An 18,343-nucleotide genomic window follows, 5' to 3' on the forward strand; every position below is an offset into this window, starting at 1 on the left:
CGATGTCGTACGCAGACCTCGATCGCCCGACATTGGCCAGACTCCTGCCGGAGCTGCTGCTCTCGGGGCAATTGATCGACCGTTCCGGAATGGCCCACTGTATCGGTGCTTTCGGGCGGGACACCATGGCCCAGATCGCGATCGAAGAGTGGATGGCGGCCAGCCCGGTTTACACCAAACGGATGCGTTCCGCGTTGCAGATCGACGGCGATGGCGTCGCGGACATGTTCAAGTGCCTGCAGCTCGACATCGGTGCACCGCCGCAGTTCATGGACTTCCGGTACACGATCTTCGACGACTACCACGGTGAGTTCGTCCTGAATCATTGTGGCGCACTGATGGATGTCGAGCCGATGGGCGACGACTACGTGACCTCGATGTGTCATGACATCGAGGATCCGACCTTCGACGCGACCGCCATCGCCACCAACAGGCGGGCGCGGATCCGTCCGATCCACCGGCCACCACGGCGGCCGGCGGACCGACATCCCCACTGCGCGTGGACGGTGACCATCGAACCCGACCGCGACGAACTACCGTTGCCGGAGCAGTCGATCATCATGTCGGCGACGCGGGCGGCGAACGTCGAACTGTCGCCGATCATCGCAGGCGGCGAAGGCCACGACGACTACCGAGGCCCGGTCTGGGACGATCTGCGGTTCGCGGACTGGTCACACTCTGCGCTGATCCGGATGGCGGAAGAGGTTGCGCTGCAACACCAACTGCTGGCGCTCGGGTTTGCGATGTCGGTGCGGGAGAAGTCCGAGGACGAGGACCAGGCCGACAGTATCTTCCGCAAGCAGCTGACCGGCATCTCGGGCCTGACGGCTGATCGACTGCGCCACTGTCTGGGCGTGGAACAAGACGCCGAGGGGCTGGCAGCGGTGTTGCGGATTCACCCGATCCTGGGGCCCGAACAGTATGTCGGCGCGCAGGTGTCGATCCACGGTGTGGGGGACGAGGTGACGGTTCGGTTGCGGCTGCCCGGGAACTCCGACGCGGTCGCCGACAACGGATGGATTGCATATATCGATCCCGAACACCTCGAGCCGGTCCTGGCGATGTCGTCGGCTGTACATCCCACGTGGTCCTCGGTCACCGGTCATCTCGAGGGGGATGACGTGGTGATCGAGATCGCGCGCGGTGAGGCGATCAAGGAGTCCGGCGAGGTCGCCATCGCGCGCTTCAGCGGCGGGGCGACGTTCGAGTTCGCGGACCGCGGGATCCCGTTGTCGATCACACCGGTCTCAGCAGTGTGAGTTCGCAACACCTGCAGGGCAAGCGGGCCGTGATCGCCGGATCCAGTCGCGGCATCGGCCTGGCGGTCGCGAGCAAGCTTGCCGCGGAGGGTGCATCGGTGGTGGTCAATGGCCGCGACGACTCCACGGTCAAGGCCGCCGCAGCGCAGATCGTCGACGATGGCGGCGTCGCGGTTCCAGTGGTTGGCAACGTCGCGGAGGAGGATGTCGCGCAGGAGTTGGTGTCCACCGCGATGCGTGAGTTCGGTGGGCTCGATGTGGTGATCAACTGCGCCGGTGTTGCCGAACCGGAGGGATCGTCGATCCTGACCATGAGTACCTATGAGTTCTTTGCCCAGCTCGATGCGCATCTGGTCAGCACATTCGAACTAGTGCGCGCGGCCGCACCGATCCTCGTGGAACAGGGCTTCGGTGCGATTGTCACCACCGGGTCGGCGGCGTCGGCAGGCAACTTCGGAGGGACGGGGTACCCAGCCGCCAAAGGTGGGGTCAACAGTCTGTCGCTGGCGCTGGCCGCGGATCTGCGTCCCCATGGTGTGCGGGTCAACGTCGTCTGCCCGGGCGGCAGAACGCGGTTGTCGACGGGCGCCGGATATGAAGCTCATATCCGGGACCTGCACGAGCGTGGCCTGCTTGACGAGTTCACCCGCGACGCCGCGCTGGATCCGGCGCCGCCGGAGTACGTGGCATCGCTGTATGCCTATCTCGCAAGTGATCTGGCCGACGGCATCACCGGCCAGATCTACAGTGCAGCAGGTGGTTTCATCGGAAAGTATCCGGCTTTCGAGCCGGCGTTCGTGGCCTACCGCGGCCACGATCCCGAACCGCCGTATTCGTTGGCCGAACTGCAGGCCATCCTCGCCGATTGAACTTGGGTTCCGTGCGCGTGATAGGCATGTTTTCATGACGCAGACGAAAGATCCCATGGAAGTACTCGGCATCGAACATGTTGTCGACGACCAAGGGGCTCGGACGTTCAGCCAGTTCCTCGGGACCGATGTCGTCGATCATCGGGGGATCGCCGGGATGTCGTCGTATGCCACGTTGGCGGAAATCGTCGGCGGCAATGCCTTCTATCGCTCCCATCCGGAGGGTTCGGCGACGGTTCAGGCGCGGTTGTCGTTGTCCGCCCCCGTCCCGGCGAGATCTGGCAGTCGCGTGCGAGGCACAGGCCGCCTGGTCGGTGCCACCGGTCACCACGGGGTCACCTCTGCCGAATTGGTCGACGATGCGGGCACCGTGGTCTGTGTGGCGACCGGGCGGGGTGTCCTCGTCCGCCGTGCCATCGGGGAAATCCCGGAGCTCGAACTCGGCAGGCAGGTCGGTGCGAGCGAGGATCGCGAACAGTCGTCGCTGCCGGAGCCCCTCGACCCGGATCTGACCGGCAGGCAGATCCTGGCGGGTCTGACGGACGGTTCGATTGCTCCCGGGCCGATCCAGCGTCTTCTGGGCCTGCGCGTCGCTGCTGTCGGTGACGACGTGGTCGAGCTCGCGGTGACGCCGAGTCCAGGCATGGCGAATCGGATGGGCACGATGCATGGCGGGATCGTGACGTCGATCATGGCCGAAGGTTGCTCACTGGGTGCCGAGCTGTCAGCCAGGGCAGGCGGCCGTTACCAGGTGTCCGACCTCACCGTGAGTTTCCTCCGTTCACCCGCCATCGACCAGGGCGACTTGACGGTCACGGTCCACGCTGTGAAGTCCGGCCGCAGGATCTGTTCTGTCACCGCGACCATGAGTCACCCGGACGGCACAGTTGTCGCCCAGGCAACCGCCGACGCCATCGCCTGACCTGCCCGGCGGAAGCGCGAGGCACTACCCGACCACGAGTGCGCGCAGTTCCTCGGCGAGATCCGGGGTGGCCGCGACGATTCCGCTCCAACGGCGGGTGAGGTCGGTATCGAACTCGATGGGGCGTCCGTAGGCGTCGATGACGGCCCCACCGGACGACTCGACCAGCACAACCGCGGCTGCGATGTCCATGAGGCGGTGCGTGTCACTGCCGGCATCGAGGAATGCGTCGACGGCTCCGGTGGCCACGAATGCCGAATCGATGGTGCTGCAACTGAGGATTCGGACCCTGGTGGCGCGCTTGGCAACCCGGGACCAGGCGTCCCAGTTGCGCTCGTGAGGACGGAGCACGGAGACGGCGGCATTCGCGACGCTGGTGCATCCACTCGTGCGGTAGGGCGAGGCAGTTCTCGAGGCCCACCAACTCTCGCCGGTGTGGAGCCAGGTGGTCATCGCTTCGACGAACACCCCGTCGACGACCACTGCCGCGCTGAAGCAGGCCAGGGGCACCCCGGCGGCAGCGTTGGCCGACCCGTCCACCGGATCGATGACCAGCGTGACGGCAGATCCGACGTCGACCCATCCGCGCTCTTCCGACAGCACGTTGACGCCTGCCGCGGTCGAAGCATCGATGATCGCGTCCTCGACGAGGACGTCGATGAGCATGGTGGGGGTCCCGTCGGCACCCTCCATCACGACCGAACGCAATTCCTCTCGGGTGTGGCTCTGGATGGCCCGGCGATGGGCCTCCATCGCCGCATCCGAGGCCGCCTGGAGCGCGGAATTGGTTCGGGTTCTGACACTTTCGATTGAGCTCACGGAATCTCTTTCATCAATTGGGGTTTCACGACATTGCACGACGCATCCACATGGCGATGCCTTCGACGACCATCACCACGGCGAACACCATCAGGACGATGGTCGTGACCACGTCGAACTGCATGACGCGGGCAGCGTTCATCAGGTAGAAACCGATGCCGCCTGCACCGACCACACCGAGGAGTGTGGCTGCGCGGATGTTGACGTCGAGTTGGTAGAACAGGTGTGCGATCAGCGCCGGCGCGGACTGCCGCAGCGTGGCCGCAACGAACACCTGGCTGCGGCTGCTACCGCCTGCGGTGACGGCTTGTTGTACCCGAACGTCGGTTTCCTCGAGCGAGTCGGCGATCAGCTTTCCGAAGAGGCCGACCACGCCGACCGACAAGGCCAACGCCCCCGCGGTGGCACCGAGGCCGGTGATGACGATGAAGATGATCGCGATGATGAGGTCGGGGATTCCGCGGACCAGGACGATGATGATGCGGAACATTCTGGCGATACCCGGCGTGGGGGACACGTTGCGTGCCGCAAGGACACCGATGGGAATCGCCAGAATCAAACCGAGAAAGGTTGCCGCCAGCGCGATCTGGACCGTGATGATCAGCTGCGCGACCAGTTCGTCCCAGATGCCGCCGGTGCCGGGTGGGAAGAACAGTCCCAGGGTGGTCGAGGTCGTGGCCAGGCCATCCAGCACGCGGGAGAAGTCGATCTTTGCGCCCCAGGTCGCCAGGACAAGAGCAGCCACGGTGAGCCCGATGTAAAGGGTTCGCCGAATGCGTTCGCCGGTCCACGGTGGGCTCACCCGGTACTCGCCGGATTTGGTGCGCACGGCGGTTTGTGCGGTGCCGACCTCGGCGTCGAGCCAACCACCGGAGGAGCGGGTCACGCGTCGCCGCAGACGTCCCCACAGGTTTATGCGCGTTGGCAGTTGTTCTCCGAGTAGGGATTTCCGGATCGCACCGGAGATCATCTCGACCGCGACGCAGAGTGCGACGACAAACAGCGCCAGCGCCATCCCTCGTTGGTAGTTGAGGGTCTTCATCGCAAGAGACAGTTCCATGCCGATGCCGCTCACCCCGACGTAACCCAGAATCACCGAGGCGCGCAGGTTGATGTCGAAGCGGTGCAGGGCAATTGCGACAAATGCGGGAAGTGCCTGCGGGATGACTCCACCGGTGATCTGTTGCCACCAGGTGGCGCCTGCGGCGCGCAGGGCGTCGCGAGGGCCTGCGTCGGTGTCCTCGATGGCGTCGGCATACATCTTGCCGACCATGCCCACCGAGTGGACTCCCAGTGCCAGGATCCCGGCGACGGCGCCGAGGCCGAACAGCCGCAGATACAGGATGGCCAGCACGATCTCGGGAACCGCACGGGTGATTACGATGATCACCCGGGCGCCCCACTGCAGCGGCGTGCCTGCGGTGGTGTTGCGGGCTGCCATCAGGGCGACGGGCATGCTGAGCGCGACACTGAGGGCGGTCGCGCAGGTGACGATGGCCAGGGTCTGACCGGTCATGGTGAGGATTTCATCGACCGGCGGGAAGTCGAGCGGGAACATCCTGGAGATGAAGTCGGTGGCGTTGTGGAAGCTGTCCGCAAACGTTGCCAGGTTGATCTTCAGGGAAGCGATCGACCAGATGGAGGCGATCAACCAGACGGCCATCACCACGCTCACGCCGATCGAGGTGGGGGACGGGCGGGGAAGAGTGTGCGGCAGGGAATCCCGGGTCTTGTCGGGCCGCTGTGGTGAGAGAACGGACACCGGCGTCAAACCAGTTGCGGTGATGTCGGTGAGGCGACGCTCGTGTAGATCCTCATCGCCTCTTCGCGGCTCATCCCCTCGACCACCTTGTCGAGAACGACCCGGCCCGAGCGCAACCCGATCAGGCGGTGGCCCCAGGACAGTGCGAGCTCGACCTGATGGAGGCTGCACACCACGGTCAGGTTGTCCTCGGAGGCGATGCGCGAGATCAGTGCCATCACCTGGACCGACGATTCCGGGTCGAGGGATGCGACGGGCTCGTCGGCGAGAAGAATCTTCGGGCGCTGAATGAGGGCCCTGGCCACCGCAACTCGCTGCTGCTGGCCGCCGGACAGCGTGTCGGCCCGCTGAAATGGCCGGTCGGCGAGCCCGACTCTATCGAGTTGTTCCATGGCGGCCAGGCGTACCGACTTCGGATAGGTGAACAAACCGAAACGTGGTCCCCGCAGAGCACCGAGAGCACCGGTGCACACGTTCTCGAGGACGGACATGCTGCCGACCAGATGGAACTGCTGAAACACGAATCCCACCTGGCGGCGCAGTTCGCGTAGCTCGCGCCCGCGGGCGGTGCCCACGTTGTGCTCGAGTACGGTCACCGCGCCGTCGGTGGGGAGATGTAATCCGTCCAGTAGCCGCAGCAGGGTCGACTTACCCGACCCCGACAAGCCGAGCAAGGCAACGACCTCTCCCGGATGAATCTGGAGTGATACGTCGTCGAGTGCGCGTACCTGCGGGCCGAAATCCTTGGTCACATTCTCGAGAACAATCGATGGTGTGAGGATGCGGTCGATGGACGCGCCGAGCGCGGCATGGTCGGAGTCGGTCATCGGGCTCTCCCTGCTGTGGAGGATGTTCGGACGGGGCTGGTTCGGTGCGACTGGCCTTGATCAGCCCTGGCAGGCTTCGGCTTTGGTGGTCTCGCAGACTTTGCGGACACCGTCGTAGATGCTGTCGTTCACCGCCACGTAGCCATACTCGACGTCGTCGGGGAGCGGGCAGGATGCCTCGTCATCGCAGTAGCCCGCCGCCACCAGTGCCGGTCGGGTGAGTTTGTTCTGGAAGATGTCGGTGAGTTCGGCCTGGAGCCCGGGTGAGAGGTCGCCGGAGATGGCGATCGGGCTCGCGGCGATCAAGTCGGACTTCCACAGCGTGGTGATGTCGCCGGGCTTGATCTGGCCCTTCTCGATGAGGACCTTGTCGACGATGGTGTCGTAGGCGAATCCGGCGTCGCACTGGCCACTGTTGACCGCCAGTACAGACGCATCATGGCCGCCTGCGAAGACCGGGGTCACGTCCTTGACGGGGTCGATGCCCACCGCGAGGAGTCCGGCAGAGGGGTACAGATACCCGGAGGTCGAGGAGGGGTCGACGAAGCAGATGGTCTTGCCGCGGAAATCTTCGAGGCTCTTGATGTCTGACCCGGACTTGGTGATCGCGTACGACTGGTACCCGGGCTCCTCGTCGGCGGAATTGACCGGGACGGCGACTGGATTCGTGTTGACGCCACTGTCTTTTGCAGTGACATACGAGAACGGACCGTACGCGGCGATCTGGATCTTGCCTGCCCGCTGCCCCTCGATGACCGCGGCGTAGTCGGTGGCGTTCTGGAACTCGACCTTGAGGCCGGTTTCCTTTTCGATGACCGAGCCGATGGTGGCGTACTGCTGCTGAAGGCTCTGTGAGTCCTCGGAAGGAATGGACGCCAGGACCAGCGTTGTCGGATCAGAACTCGTCGAAGCGTCCGAAGAGGACGTGTCAGCTGCGCTCGAGCCGCAAGCGGCGAGCGCGAAAAGGGCTGCGGCGCCGCAGGCGATGGTGGCCAGTGAGCGGTGTGGTCGGCTACCCATGAAGGTGTGCTCCTTGTTGTCTGTAATCAGGTATTGCTGAACCCGGATTCAGGAGGGAAGTCGGGCAAGTGACTGGGACTCGCGGTGGGTGTGAAAACGCGGTCGGAACTGAGCGTCCTCTACCGCGGCAACGAGTGGGACAACCCTGGATGAACCAGACGAAACGGCCAGGCGTCGGTAACCGAAGGTTGTCCCACAAAGCTCTCGGTCAGATCCCGCGCAGAACGGAACGGACGACGGGACAACCGTGTTCGACTCCCACCAGCACCATGTCGGCGCGCTGCCCGGGTTCCAGAGCGCCCCGGTCGGACAGGCCGACGGCGGTGGCGGGACCACTGGTGATCAGCGAGACCGCATCGTGCAGAGCCATCGTCTTGTCGGTGGCGAGACTGAAGGCGGCACCGAGGAGCGATGAAGGCAGGTAGTCCGATGCCAGTGCCGTGACCAATCCCAGTCCTGCGAGCTCCACGGCGGAGACGTTGCCGGAGTGGGAGCCTCCGCGCAGGACGTTCGGGCCGCCCATCACGACGGACATACCCCGGTCACGCGCTTCTCGAGCTGCCTCCTCGGTGGTGGGGAACTCGGCCACATTGCCACCGCGCCGCGCCAGGTCGGCGATCTCGACGGCTGATTCGGGGTCGTGCCCGAAGATGCGGACGAAGCCGGTCGCCGCGCTCCCGGCCAGCCAATCCATCGCCTCTTCGCGAACACCGATGTTGCTTTCCCGTTGGCGCGCAACGTCATCGACGATCGCGCGGGCGGCGTCATCGGAGATACCGCGCATCCCGGCGATGTACCGCTCGTAGAAGGTGCGGTCGGCGTACTGCCCGATGCCCGGGGTGTGGTCTTCGTGAGAGATGACCGCAGGCAGGGTGTCGCTGATCTGACCGACAGCGCACTGTTGGTCGTACCGGTGACGCAAGGCCGCGAGTCCGGCAGCGGAGCGCACGTCGAGGCGATGCAGGACCCGGTGATCGACCAGCCGTCCATCACTCTCGCGGCCGTTCCAGGCATCGATTGCCTCGCACATCGACACCGCTGCGTGGACGCTGCGCTGCTGTGCCGACTCCCGGTCGGAGAACGATGCCCCGTGAAAGACGGTGGTGACGCCTGCGGCGCGCAACTTGCCCTCGAAGGACATCATCGAGAACATCCAGGGCAGCTCGGCTCCGGGACGTGGCATCCGTTCACGCTCGAGTCCGTCGGAGTGCACGTCCACAAGTCCGGGAAGGCAATACAGCCCGCCGCCGTCGACGTCGATCGGTGATCCGGTGACCATGGGTCCGGCCTCGACGATCCGTCCGTCGCGCACCACGACCCGGGCGTCGTCGAGGACCTCGCCGGGCAGGATCGCCCGGACGTGTCCGAGCACATAGTTACTCGGTGCCTGTGGCAGTGACCAGGCCGTGGGCCGGGAGAGTGTCTGAGTTGTTTCGGTCATGCTGCTGCCTCCAGGACTTCTGCGGGGGTACCTTGCTGAGCTATGCGACCGTCGCTGAAACGGATGACTCGGGATGCCAGCTGCCGCATGGCATCCAGATCGTGAAATACCGCGAGGACGGCAACACCCTGTGCCGACAGTGACGCGATGAGTTCAAGTGCCAGTTCGCGGTTGGCGGGGTCGAGGGCGGAAACCGGTTCGTCGAGGAGTAGTAGCCTGGGTGGATTGACCGTTCCTGCAGCAATATTCACCCGCTGACGTTCTCCACCGGACAGAACGCTGCAGTCGACGTCCCACAGCGCTTCGTCGAGGGCGAGTCGTCGCAGCGAGGCTGCGGCGGCGTCACGGGCTTCCTCGCGCGACATTCCGCGCCGACGGCCCGCTGTGGCAACAACTTCCAGGGGGGCGGTGCGGGGTGGGGCGGATAAGAACTGCGAGACGTAACCCAGCTCCCGGCCCCGTATCCTGGCCATCTCTCGGTCTGGCAGCGAAGTCAACTCCACCGTCGCCGACCCGGTGTTCAGGGCGACTGTGCCGGAATCGGGGAGGTAGCTACGGTGCACACATCGCAGCAGGCTGGACTTGCCTGCGCCGCTGGGGCCGGCCAGCGCCACGTGTTCCCCGACTGCGACGTCGAGGTCGACGCCGTGCAGTGAGGTCACGGTGCGACCGTCAATGGTGTGCAGGGTGAACGTCTTACGTAGATCCCGGACGGACAGTACCGGGGTGTCGGTGGTCGGATTCACTGCTTCATACATCGTGGGTGTCACCTTCGTGCAGCCGCAACGAGCCGCTGAGTGTAGGGGTGGTGTGGATCTTGGAAGAGCTGATCGGTCAGACCGTTCTCGACCACGCGGCCGACATTCATCACCAGACAGCGGTCGGTGAGGGCTTCGATCACGGCGAAGTCGTGGCTGACCACAACGGCTGCGGTGTCGCGCTCGGCGAGTAGCTTGCGCAGCAGGTCCAGCACACCCGCGGCGACAGAGGCGTCGAGACCGGTGGTGGGCTCGTCGAGCAGGAGAACGCGCGGGTCGGTGGCCAAGGCCTTTGCGATCTGCACACGCTGCCGCATGCCTCCGGAGAAGTGCTTGACCGGATCGTCCATCCGGTCGAGCGGGACCTCCACCTTCTCGAGCAGATAGGCTGCGCGGTCGCGGATCTCGTGATAGTTCCGCCAACCGGCCGCGGTCAGACGCTCGGCGATGTTTCCGCCTGCCGATACGTTCATCGTCAGCCCGTCGGCCGGATTCTGGTGGACGAGTCCGAGGGTGTCGATCCGGAGGGCACGGCGGGCCGCGGCATCGAGACCGAAGATGTCGGTGCGGCCTCCGTCCACGGAGGTCAGGAACATCGACCCGGATGTGGCGATGTCCTCGCCGACCAGGCAACGCAATACGGTCGATTTGCCCGAGCCGGATTCGCCGATCAGACCGAGTGCTTCGCCGGGCGCCACATCGAAGTTCACATCCCAGGCGGCGACGATCGCGCCGGTGCGTGGGCTGATTGCCGTACCGGCATCGGGGCCGGTACCGGGTACCGCCTCGGCGCCGCCCGGTCCGTGGATCTTGCCGACGCCACGCGCTGCCAGCGTCCAACCCTCGGCGGTGGCCTCGGCCGGGCGGCTCACCGGTTCGCGGCGCTCGCGGACCGTGGTCGCTGCGCTGCCGCGGACTCGGCGCGAGGTATCGGGCAAGAAGTGCAGCGGTGCATACGCCGTGTGCAGTTCCTGATCGACATCGCCGTCCAGTGTTCGCGTGCACCACTCGATGTCGCTGCAGGCCAGCCGGTCACCGGGGGCTTCGACAAGAAACGTGTCGGCGGAACCGCAACGGGCGCAGCGCTGTTGGGTGCTTCCCTCGACCTCGAACGGCACGTCGTCGAAGGTGATCGGCTCGACCGTTGTGTACGGGGGTACCGCGAAGATCCGCTTCTCGCGGCCCGCGCCGAACAGTGTGAGATGTGGTGCGTCGTCGAGGCGGGGCACATCCCAGCGGGGGATGGGGGTGGTGATCATGATGTACCGGCCGTTGACCAGCACGGGGTAGCCGGTGGTCTTGGTGATGACACCATTGCGCACCAGGTCCTCGTAGAGGCTGACCCAGATCATCGAGTAGTCGGCCTCGGAGTGCATGCGTGCGCATTCGCGTACCGACTTCTGCACTCCGCGTAGTGGTTCGGCGACGGGAACTTGGAGAACGAGGGTCTGGCCCTCGGCCATCGGTTCCTCGGGGATCCGGTGACGGCTCTGGATCACGGTGGACTCGCGCGTGTCCTGGGTCTGCAGGCAGCGTTCACTGTTGACGATCAGGCGGCGCAGATTGGTTGCGTTCACCCCGTCGTCGTCACCCTGGTCGATGACCTTGACGGTGTCGTCGGTGCCGAGCATTCCGAGGGTGACCTGCAATCCACCTGAACCCCAACCCCGGGCGACCGGCATCTCACGGGATCCGAAGGGCACCTGGTACCCCGGAACACAGACCGCGGCGAGGGTGGCACGGCGGATCTCACGTTTGGAACCCTCGTCGAGAATGCCCTGCGGATACGCGGCGGAATCGATGGTCGCCAGCACGTCGGATGTGGTGGCGGTTGGCGATGTGGTGACGGTGTCGGTGAGCGTCATCAGCAGGTCCTTCCAATGGGTTCAGCGGGGCGGGCAGTGTCGTCGTCGACACCGCGGACGGCGCGTTTGCGGTCGATCATCGAGCGGAACGTGACGTAGTGCGGGAGCTTGAGATGCTCGAGGAATCCGCAGGAATCGAGTCCGTCGGTGGTGAGCAGCAGTACCTGTTCGAGACCGGCGGAGTCGCCGTACCGTCGGCACGCGATGTCGAGGTTGGCCATGGCGATGGCCTTGCGTTCGTTGTGTCCGAAGCAGAGTCCGTATCCGACGTCGAAGCGGCTCCGGTCCTCGTCCGGGCCGTCCAGATCTTCGATGGCCTCGCATTCGGAGGCCCGAATGTGACCGAGCTGCACCGGTTTTCCGGTGTGAGGGTGGAGAACTCGGAGGGGGAGGCGACCATGCCGTACCTCACCGAGGGTGACCTCGTGGAAGTTCCCTTCGGTACCGCGGATCGAGCGGTACCAGGTACCGATGAGCGAACCGGTTTCGGCTCGCGCCATGCTGGCCAGAACGGCCGACCGGGGTGCAGGCGGACGCGCGGGATGACGCGAGATGTCAAACGGCGCATCGTCGGTGTCGACGTCGGAGGGCCGATTGTCGACAAGAAGATCCATCTCGCGGAGCATGTCGGAGAACCGTCGCGGGTGACGCTCGGACTCGGTTCGTTCGGTCTGGCCGTGCTCGGTCTGGCCGATGACCGCGGACGTCGACTCTTGGTTCCGGTCGAGCATGCGTCCGGTGTAATCGCTTGTGCGGCCGAGGAGCTGGGGGCCGTCGGGTACGCGGTGCGCCGGGACGATTCGCCGCAGCACCACCATCTCGTCGGGGTCGATCGGCTCGCTCACCGCCAGTCGGGGCAACGTGGACTGGTGTGCGCGGACCAGGTGGGTGGCCTCGATGACGTCGCCCTCGGCCTGCCGCAGCGCATCTGCGGCTGTTTCTTCGTGGTAGAGGCTGCCTTCGCCCATCACCCGGTCGACGGCCAGGCGCATGCGGCCGGTGATCTGCTTGGTGGTCAGCCACGGCGCCGGGTCCTGATTCCTGGCACCGCGAACCAATGACTCTGCGGCGAGGATCGCATCCAGACCGCCTCGTGCTCCCGAATATCCCATGTCAGTTGGCCTTTGCGGTCGGTGTGTTGAGGTCGACGTTTGGAGTCGGGGTGTGGTGGTCGACGTTTGGAGTCGGGGTGTGGTGGTCGACGGCGTGGACCACGGTGGTGCGGGGTATTCCGACGAGCTTCCCGTCGGCACTGACGAACAGAAGGTCGACCCCGGTGGGGAACTCCGAGACCAGTCGGCGCCGCACGTTCCAGAAGTCAGCGGAGATACCGCGCGGCGCGAAGTCGATCGGCGAGGCGATGCCGGGGCCCTCGATCGCCACCCGCCTTCCGCCGGACAAGGCGTCGACGGACAGGATCACGGTGGCGGCGGATTCCGGGCTCAGTGGAGTGCCCACCGACACCGCACCGAACTCGTGATCGGTCAGTGGTCGTAGCGCTGTCACGAACTTGGCTGTGTCCAGTGCGGCAGCGGGGGCTCCGGTCGCGACGGACAACACCGAAGCCCATGTGCCAGGCGACTCTTCGATCAGGTGCGTGCCCGTCTCGAGGTCGGCAAGGGCCAGCGCAGGCAACATCGCGGCCGGGTAGGTGCTCTGGGGCAGTGTCTCGACGATCCCCGGCCGTGCAAAGGCGTTGAGGATGGCGCGGAAGATGCTCTGCGACACGAGGGGATCAACGCCAACCCCCAGGGTGGTTCCGGTGAACAGATCGGTCATCAGGTCAACTCCTCGAATTGGACGACGGTGGGCGCCAATTGGGCCCACTCGCCACGGTCTGCGAGCTCGAGATCGGCTTCGACGCGGGAACACAGTTCGATCACCCTTGAGCTGATCGGACCGCCGGCCTGGACTTCCGCATCGCAGATGGCAGCGGCCAGGGTTGCGGCCCGGTTGTCTCCCATACGCATTGCCCAGCCGTGAGTTCCGGCCAGACTCACCTCGGCGCGGCAGGCCAGGACGTCGCCGAGAAAGAACCGGTCGTAGGCGATCGGCTCACGGACCTGCGCCGCGATCGTCCCGATCTCCGGTGCGGTGAGAACTGTGAGCTCGGCGCCCGATGCCAGGGCTGCGTCGGCGAGTTCGACAAGGTCTTCCTCGGCGGCCACAGCGAGTAGCTCGGCGATCCGTTCCCGGCTGTATCCCGTGGATGTCATTTCCATGCAACTTCTTTCGTGTCGGTGGTGAGGTTGTTGGTGTCGCGGTCGGCGGGCGATGTACCGATTTCCATGACGACCCGCACGGAATCGCCCCGCATCCAGCCCTTGCTGTAGGTCAGTGCCCTTCCCGAATCGGCGTCACGGTTCACGCTTTCGACCACCCAGACCGGGGTTGCGGTCACCAGTTGCAGGCGTGCCTGGATCTCGGGTGGTGGAATATCGGAGGCGGTCCGGCACCAGGATCGAACCGAACGGACGTGGCCCATCTGGCGCAGGACCTCATCGAGTGATTCCTCGACCCGCATACCGTCGGCCAATTGGGGGACCACATCTTGAGAGATCCACTCCGAGGCGAATCCGGCGACCATGTTGTTGATGTAGTTCAGTCGCATCATGTGATGCGCCGGCGTGGCTGGCGCCAGTTCGAGCATCTCGGCACATTCCGGTGGCAGCGGTGCCAACGAATGTTCGAGCAGCACGGTACGAGGTTCGGCGCCCGCGCTTCGGACTGTGCGATGCCAGGACGGTCGGCGGTCGCGTGAGATCACGTAGTCGATGCGATTGCTGACAAATGTGCCACTGCCCTGAACGCGTCGCACGAGGAGCCGACGTTCCAGTTCTTGGAGAGCGGCGCGAGCGGCGGCGCGACCGACATCGAACCTCCGCATCAACGTGTGTTCGCTGTCGAGTTTGGAGCCTGGTGCCAAGCCGTTGACCTCGCATTCGAGCTGGTCGGCGATGATGCGATATCTCTGCTCGGTCATGCCATGACTGTGTCGGCCCGAGTTGTACGGACAACCACACGACAGGTAACCGGGAGGGAAACGCAGTTGAACGTGTAAGTAAGTTGTCCGGCACCAAGAAAACAAGCACATGTGCTTGCTTTTGTGGGTGGCCCGTGTCACGCTGGCTGCGTGAGCATCGTTTCCGAATTGGTGGCCGAGCTGTCCGCGGAAGCCGACGTTGTCGACCGGATGGTTTTCGATCTGGACGAGAACGGTTGGGCTACACCAACACCCGCGGAGGGGTGGGCAGTGAAAGAGCAGATCGCGCATCTGTCGTGGACGGACGCGGTGGCGATTGTCGCGGCCACGGATCCGGCCGAGTTCGAGCGCGTTCTGGTGCAGGCCTGGCAGAACCCGGCCGGATTTGTCGACGTGGCGGCCAGGGCAGGGGCGCAGAAGCCGCCTGTCGAGTTGCTTGAACACTGGCGCCAGGGGCGGCGTGTTCTGGCCGAAGCCCTCATCGCAGTCCCGTCGGGGCGGAAGCTTCCGTGGTTCGGTCCACCGATGTCCGCGGCCTCGATGGCGACGGCCAGGTTGATGGAGGTCTGGGCTCATGGCCTCGACGTCGCCGATGCGCTCGGAATTGTCACCGAGCCGACGGCGAGGCTGAAATCCATTGCACATCTTGGTGTTCGGACACGGGACTTTGCCTACCAGGTCAACAGCCAAACACCGCCGACCGACGATTTTCGGGTCGAACTACATGCGCCTGACGGCTCGACCTGGACCTGGGGTCCCGACGATGCCGCCCAGCGGATCACCGGCTCGGCCCTCGACTTCTGTCAGCTGGTCACCCAACGCCGAGGCCTGCGAGACCTCGACATCCGTGCGACCGGTGACGATGCCCGCCACTGGATCACGATTGCGCAATGCTTCGCCGGGCCTCCCGGGGGAGGACGATGACGAACACAATCCGGATCGGCAATGCCTCCGGGTTTTACGGCGACCGATTCTCGGCGATGCAGGAGATGCTCACCGGCGGGCATCTCGACTGTCTGACCGGCGACTATCTGGCCGAACTGACGATGCTCATCCTGGGCCGTGATCGGCTCAAGGATCCGAAGACCGGGTACGCAAAAACGTTCCTGCGGCAACTGGAGGTCAACCTCGGTGCCGCGATGGATGCCGGCGTCTCGATCGTCAGCAACGCAGGCGGGGTGAACCCCGCCGGCCTCGCCGCAGCGATCGGTGAGCTGGCCGAGAAACTCGGGCTGGCGCCGAAGATCGCCTACGTCGACGGTGACGACCTCACGTCCCGGGCCGCCGAACTCGGACTCGGGACGCCACTGACCGCCAATGCCTACCTGGGCGGTTTCGGGATCGCAGCCGCCCTCCGGTCCGGTGCTGACATCGTTGTCACCGGCCGGGTCACCGACGCCTCTCTGACCGTCGGACCCGCGGCCGCCCATTTCGGTTGGGGCCGCGAGGATCTCGACCAGTTGGCCGGGGCCGTGGCGGCCGGGCACATCATCGAATGCGGCACGCAGGCCACGGGCGGCAACTATTCGTTCTTCACCGAGATCGGCGACATGGCTCACCCGGGCTTCCCGATTGCCGAGATCTCTTCCGGCGGTGGCTCAGTGATCACCAAGCATGACGGCACGGGTGGTGCGGTCACCGTGGGTACCGTCACCGCGCAGCTCCTGTACGAAGTCGGCGGTCCGCGCTACCTGGGGCCCGACGTGACCACCCGTCTCGACACCATCACCCTCACCGATCTCGGACATGATCGCGTTCGGGTCAGCGGTGTGCGCGGTGAGGCACCTCCGGAGACCCTCAAGGTGTCGCTCAATCACCTCGCCGGATTTCGGAACGAGGTCACGATGGTGCTGACCGGCCTCGACATCGAGGCCAAGGCCGTACTGGCGCGCACCCAATTCGAGGCCGAGTTGAGCGCCCGTCCCACGGACCTCACCTGGACGCTGACCCGGCTCGATCAGGACAACGCGCCCACCGAGCAGCAGGCCAGCGCACTGCTGCAGTGTGTTGCCAAGGATGCCGACCAGAAGGTCGTGGGACGCCAGTTCTCCTCGGCTGCAGTTGAGTTGGCGTTGGCCAGCTATCCCGGCTTCACCATGACAGCGCCGCCCGGGTCGGCTTCGCCGTATGCAGTGTTCGAGGCCGGGTACGTTCCGGTGGGCGAGCTCTCGCACACCGTGCATCATGCTGACGGATCCACGCAGATCATCGAGCCCGGTCCGCGGGTCGAGGTGGCTGCACCTGTGGAAGAGACCCGGGCCGCAACTCCGCTGCCGGTCAGTTCGTGGGGCCCGACACGTCTTGCGCCGCTGGGTGACATCGCCGGAGCCCGCAGCGGTGACAAGGGCGGCAACGCCAATGTGGGTGTGTGGGTGCGTAATCCAGAGCACTTCGATTGGCTGTCGGCGACTTTGACCACCGAACTGTTCAAACAGTTGATCCCAGAGGCGGCCGACCTTCAGGTCCACCGCCACGAACTCCCCAACTTGCTCGCCGTGAACTTCGTGATCGAAGGAATTCTTGGTCGAGGAGTAGCAGACAACGTTCGATTCGATCCGCAAGCTAAGGGGCTCGGAGAGTGGCTGCGTTCGCGTCACGTCACGATCCCGATCCGGTTTGGAGAATAGATGAAATCTCTTGAGTCCAAGGTCTGGCACACCCCGGAGCGTCAGCAGTTACGTGACTCCGTCAGGACATTCGCGGAGCGGCACATTCTGCCATTCCAGGATGAGTGGGAGCGCAGCGGCGAGCTGCCCCTCGACCTGCACAAGCAGGCCGCCGAGGCCGGATTGCTCGGACTGGGTTTCGGCGAGTCGGTCGGCGGCAGCGGCGGCGACCTGATCGACGCCACCATCTGCGGTGAGGTACTGCATGGTTCGGGTGTGGCCGGTGGCGTCTTCTCATCTCTGTTCACCTGCGGAATCGCGTTGCCGCACCTGATCGCTGCCAATGATCCCGACCAGATCGAGAAGTGGGTGAAGCCCACGCTGGCCGGTGAGAAGATCGGCAGCCTCGCCATCACCGAACCAGGGGGCGGCAGCGATGTCGGGCACCTGACCACTTCGGCTGTTCGCGACGGCGACCACTACGTCGTCAACGGATCGAAGACGTACATCACCTCCGGTGTCCGCGCCGACTTCGTGGTGACCGCGGTCCGCACCGGTGGGCCGGGTGCCGGTGGCGTTTCGCTGTTGGTGGTCGAGAAGGGTACGCCGGGCTTCACCGTCACCCGCAAGCTCGAGAAGATGGGCTGGCGCGCATCGGATACCGCTGAACTCTCGTATGTCGACGCGCGGGTTCCGGTCAGCAACCTCGTCAATGCCGAGAACTCGGGTTTCTTCCAGATCGCCGGCGCCTTCGTCACCGAGCGGGTGGGACTCGCCGTTCAGGCCTACGGAAGTGCGCAGCGCTGCCTCGACCTGACACTCGAATGGGTTCGGAGTCGAGAGACGTTCGGCAAGCCGCTCATCGCACGTCAGTCGGTGCAGGAAACCGTCACCGAGATGGCGCGCAAGATCGATGTCGCGCGGACCTATACCCACGCAATCGTCGACGCCGCGATGGCCGGGGAGACCGACCTCATCGCCGAGGTCTGCTTTGCCAAGAACACCGCGGTCGAAGCCGGTGAATGGGTGGCGGACAAGGCCGTTCAGCTCTTCGGTGGCGCCGGGTACATGACCGGCACCGAGGTGGAGCGTCAGTACCGGGACATGCGGATCATCGGCATCGGTGGCGGTACCACGGAGATCCTCACGGGTCTGGCCGGCAAACGACTGGGCTACCACCCGTGAGCGCCGCCGGGACCGGATCCGCCACCG

At 65.1% G+C, this 18,343-nt stretch carries 17 protein-coding genes; 6 read left to right on the forward strand and 11 right to left on the reverse strand.

Annotated features, from left to right (window positions below; genetic code table 11):
• Window positions 1-2: 2 nt before the first annotated feature.
• Genes AC56PL_RS02755 through AC56PL_RS02765 form a run of 3 tightly spaced genes read left to right on the forward strand, consistent with a single transcriptional unit; the run spans window position 3 to window position 3,050 of the window.
• Complete coding sequence (locus AC56PL_RS02755; RefSeq protein ID WP_497152956.1) at window positions 3-1,259, forward strand: hypothetical protein; 1,257 nt, start codon at window positions 3-5, stop codon at window positions 1,257-1,259.
• Window positions 1,256-2,128, forward strand: coding sequence for an SDR family NAD(P)-dependent oxidoreductase (locus AC56PL_RS02760; RefSeq protein ID WP_497152957.1), 873 nt, complete (start codon window positions 1,256-1,258; stop codon window positions 2,126-2,128). The genes AC56PL_RS02755 and AC56PL_RS02760 overlap by 4 nt, the downstream gene beginning before the upstream one ends.
• Window positions 2,129-2,162: 34 nt before the next feature.
• Complete coding sequence (locus tag AC56PL_RS02765) at window positions 2,163-3,050, forward strand: PaaI family thioesterase (RefSeq protein WP_497152958.1); 888 nt, start codon at window positions 2,163-2,165, stop codon at window positions 3,048-3,050.
• A gap of 24 nt (window positions 3,051-3,074) precedes the next feature.
• Here the strand turns inward: AC56PL_RS02765 and AC56PL_RS02770 are convergent, their stop codons facing one another.
• The 11 genes from AC56PL_RS02770 to AC56PL_RS02820 all read right to left on the reverse strand — a co-directional run bounded on the left by AC56PL_RS02770 (window position 3,075) and on the right by AC56PL_RS02820 (window position 14,525).
• Window positions 3,075-3,869, reverse strand: a complete 795-nt coding sequence (locus AC56PL_RS02770) for an inositol monophosphatase family protein (RefSeq protein WP_495514892.1) — start codon at window positions 3,867-3,869, stop codon at window positions 3,075-3,077.
• A 25-nt stretch (window positions 3,870-3,894) separates the two neighbouring features.
• A complete protein-coding gene (gene phnE, locus AC56PL_RS02775) occupies window positions 3,895-5,532 on the reverse strand; it encodes a phosphonate ABC transporter, permease protein PhnE (RefSeq protein ID WP_495516018.1) in 1,638 nt (545 codons plus the stop codon).
• 104 nt (window positions 5,533-5,636) lie between these two features.
• On the reverse strand, window positions 5,637-6,458 hold the full coding sequence (phnC, locus tag AC56PL_RS02780) for a phosphonate ABC transporter ATP-binding protein (RefSeq protein ID WP_495514893.1): 822 nt from the start codon (window positions 6,456-6,458) through the stop codon (window positions 5,637-5,639).
• A gap of 60 nt (window positions 6,459-6,518) precedes the next feature.
• Window positions 6,519-7,478, reverse strand: coding sequence for a phosphate/phosphite/phosphonate ABC transporter substrate-binding protein (locus AC56PL_RS02785; protein WP_497152959.1), 960 nt, complete (start codon window positions 7,476-7,478; stop codon window positions 6,519-6,521).
• A gap of 208 nt (window positions 7,479-7,686) precedes the next feature.
• Window positions 7,687-8,919, reverse strand: a complete 1,233-nt coding sequence (locus AC56PL_RS02790; protein ID WP_497152960.1) for an alpha-D-ribose 1-methylphosphonate 5-triphosphate diphosphatase — start codon at window positions 8,917-8,919, stop codon at window positions 7,687-7,689.
• Window positions 8,916-9,677: an ATP-binding cassette domain-containing protein gene (locus tag AC56PL_RS02795; RefSeq protein ID WP_497152961.1), complete on the reverse strand. Its 762-nt coding sequence runs from the start codon at window positions 9,675-9,677 to the stop codon at window positions 8,916-8,918. The genes AC56PL_RS02790 and AC56PL_RS02795 overlap by 4 nt, the downstream gene beginning before the upstream one ends.
• A gap of 8 nt (window positions 9,678-9,685) precedes the next feature.
• A complete protein-coding gene (locus AC56PL_RS02800) occupies window positions 9,686-11,542 on the reverse strand; it encodes an alpha-D-ribose 1-methylphosphonate 5-phosphate C-P-lyase PhnJ (protein ID WP_497152962.1) in 1,857 nt (618 codons plus the stop codon).
• Window positions 11,542-12,654 (reverse strand): carbon-phosphorus lyase complex subunit PhnI, encoded by a 1,113-nt coding sequence (locus tag AC56PL_RS02805; protein WP_495514898.1) that lies wholly within the window; start codon window positions 12,652-12,654, stop codon window positions 11,542-11,544. The genes AC56PL_RS02800 and AC56PL_RS02805 overlap by 1 nt, the downstream gene beginning before the upstream one ends.
• Window position 12,655: 1 nt before the next feature.
• On the reverse strand, window positions 12,656-13,321 hold the full coding sequence (phnH, locus tag AC56PL_RS02810; RefSeq protein ID WP_497152963.1) for a phosphonate C-P lyase system protein PhnH: 666 nt from the start codon (window positions 13,319-13,321) through the stop codon (window positions 12,656-12,658).
• A complete protein-coding gene (locus AC56PL_RS02815; protein ID WP_495514900.1) occupies window positions 13,321-13,758 on the reverse strand; it encodes a phosphonate C-P lyase system protein PhnG in 438 nt (145 codons plus the stop codon). Before AC56PL_RS02815 ends, phnH begins: the two co-directional genes overlap by 1 nt.
• The gene (locus AC56PL_RS02820) at window positions 13,755-14,525 is read right to left on the reverse strand and encodes a UTRA domain-containing protein (protein WP_495514901.1); all 771 of its coding nucleotides are present in this window, start codon (window positions 14,523-14,525) and stop codon (window positions 13,755-13,757) included. The genes AC56PL_RS02815 and AC56PL_RS02820 overlap by 4 nt, the downstream gene beginning before the upstream one ends.
• Before the next feature lie 150 nt (window positions 14,526-14,675).
• On the opposite strand from AC56PL_RS02820, the gene AC56PL_RS02825 reads away from it, so the two are divergent.
• From AC56PL_RS02825 to AC56PL_RS02835, 3 genes are read left to right on the forward strand one after another with little or no spacing between them, the layout of a single operon-like run.
• Window positions 14,676-15,449, forward strand: a complete 774-nt coding sequence (locus tag AC56PL_RS02825) for a TIGR03084 family metal-binding protein (protein WP_497152964.1) — start codon at window positions 14,676-14,678, stop codon at window positions 15,447-15,449.
• Window positions 15,446-17,152 (forward strand): acyclic terpene utilization AtuA family protein, encoded by a 1,707-nt coding sequence (locus tag AC56PL_RS02830; RefSeq protein WP_497152965.1) that lies wholly within the window; start codon window positions 15,446-15,448, stop codon window positions 17,150-17,152. The genes AC56PL_RS02825 and AC56PL_RS02830 overlap by 4 nt, the downstream gene beginning before the upstream one ends.
• Window positions 17,153-18,316 carry an acyl-CoA dehydrogenase family protein gene (locus AC56PL_RS02835; protein ID WP_495514904.1) on the forward strand — a complete coding sequence of 388 codons (1,164 nt, stop codon included), beginning with the start codon at window positions 17,153-17,155 and terminating at the stop codon, window positions 18,314-18,316.
• Window positions 18,317-18,343 lie beyond the last annotated feature (27 nt).

The sequence above is a fragment of the Williamsia sp. Y721 genome, assembly GCF_059683565.1.

Bases quoted from the DNA above. Each gene is read 5' to 3' on its own strand.
- AC56PL_RS02755 (WP_497152956.1), top strand. From the start codon at position 3: ATGTCGTACGCAGACCTCGATCGCCCGACATTGGCCAGACTCCTGCCG.
- AC56PL_RS02765 (WP_497152958.1), top strand. From the start codon at position 2,163: ATGACGCAGACGAAAGATCCCATGGAAGTACTCGGCATCGAACATGTT.
- phnE (WP_495516018.1), bottom strand. From the start codon at position 5,532: ATGGCCGTCTGGTTGATCGCCTCCATCTGGTCGATCGCTTCCCTGAAG.
- phnC (WP_495514893.1), bottom strand. From the start codon at position 6,458: ATGACCGACTCCGACCATGCCGCGCTCGGCGCGTCCATCGACCGCATC.
- AC56PL_RS02785 (WP_497152959.1), bottom strand. From the start codon at position 7,478: ATGGGTAGCCGACCACACCGCTCACTGGCCACCATCGCCTGCGGCGCC.
- AC56PL_RS02790 (WP_497152960.1), bottom strand. From the start codon at position 8,919: ATGACCGAAACAACTCAGACACTCTCCCGGCCCACGGCCTGGTCACTG.
- AC56PL_RS02795 (WP_497152961.1), bottom strand. From the start codon at position 9,677: ATGTATGAAGCAGTGAATCCGACCACCGACACCCCGGTACTGTCCGTC.
- AC56PL_RS02800 (WP_497152962.1), bottom strand. From the start codon at position 11,542: ATGACGCTCACCGACACCGTCACCACATCGCCAACCGCCACCACATCC.
- AC56PL_RS02805 (WP_495514898.1), bottom strand. From the start codon at position 12,654: ATGGGATATTCGGGAGCACGAGGCGGTCTGGATGCGATCCTCGCCGCA.
- phnH (WP_497152963.1), bottom strand. From the start codon at position 13,321: ATGACCGATCTGTTCACCGGAACCACCCTGGGGGTTGGCGTTGATCCC.
- AC56PL_RS02815 (WP_495514900.1), bottom strand. From the start codon at position 13,758: ATGACATCCACGGGATACAGCCGGGAACGGATCGCCGAGCTACTCGCT.
- AC56PL_RS02820 (WP_495514901.1), bottom strand. From the start codon at position 14,525: ATGACCGAGCAGAGATATCGCATCATCGCCGACCAGCTCGAATGCGAG.
- AC56PL_RS02830 (WP_497152965.1), top strand. From the start codon at position 15,446: ATGACGAACACAATCCGGATCGGCAATGCCTCCGGGTTTTACGGCGAC.
- AC56PL_RS02835 (WP_495514904.1), top strand. From the start codon at position 17,153: ATGAAATCTCTTGAGTCCAAGGTCTGGCACACCCCGGAGCGTCAGCAG.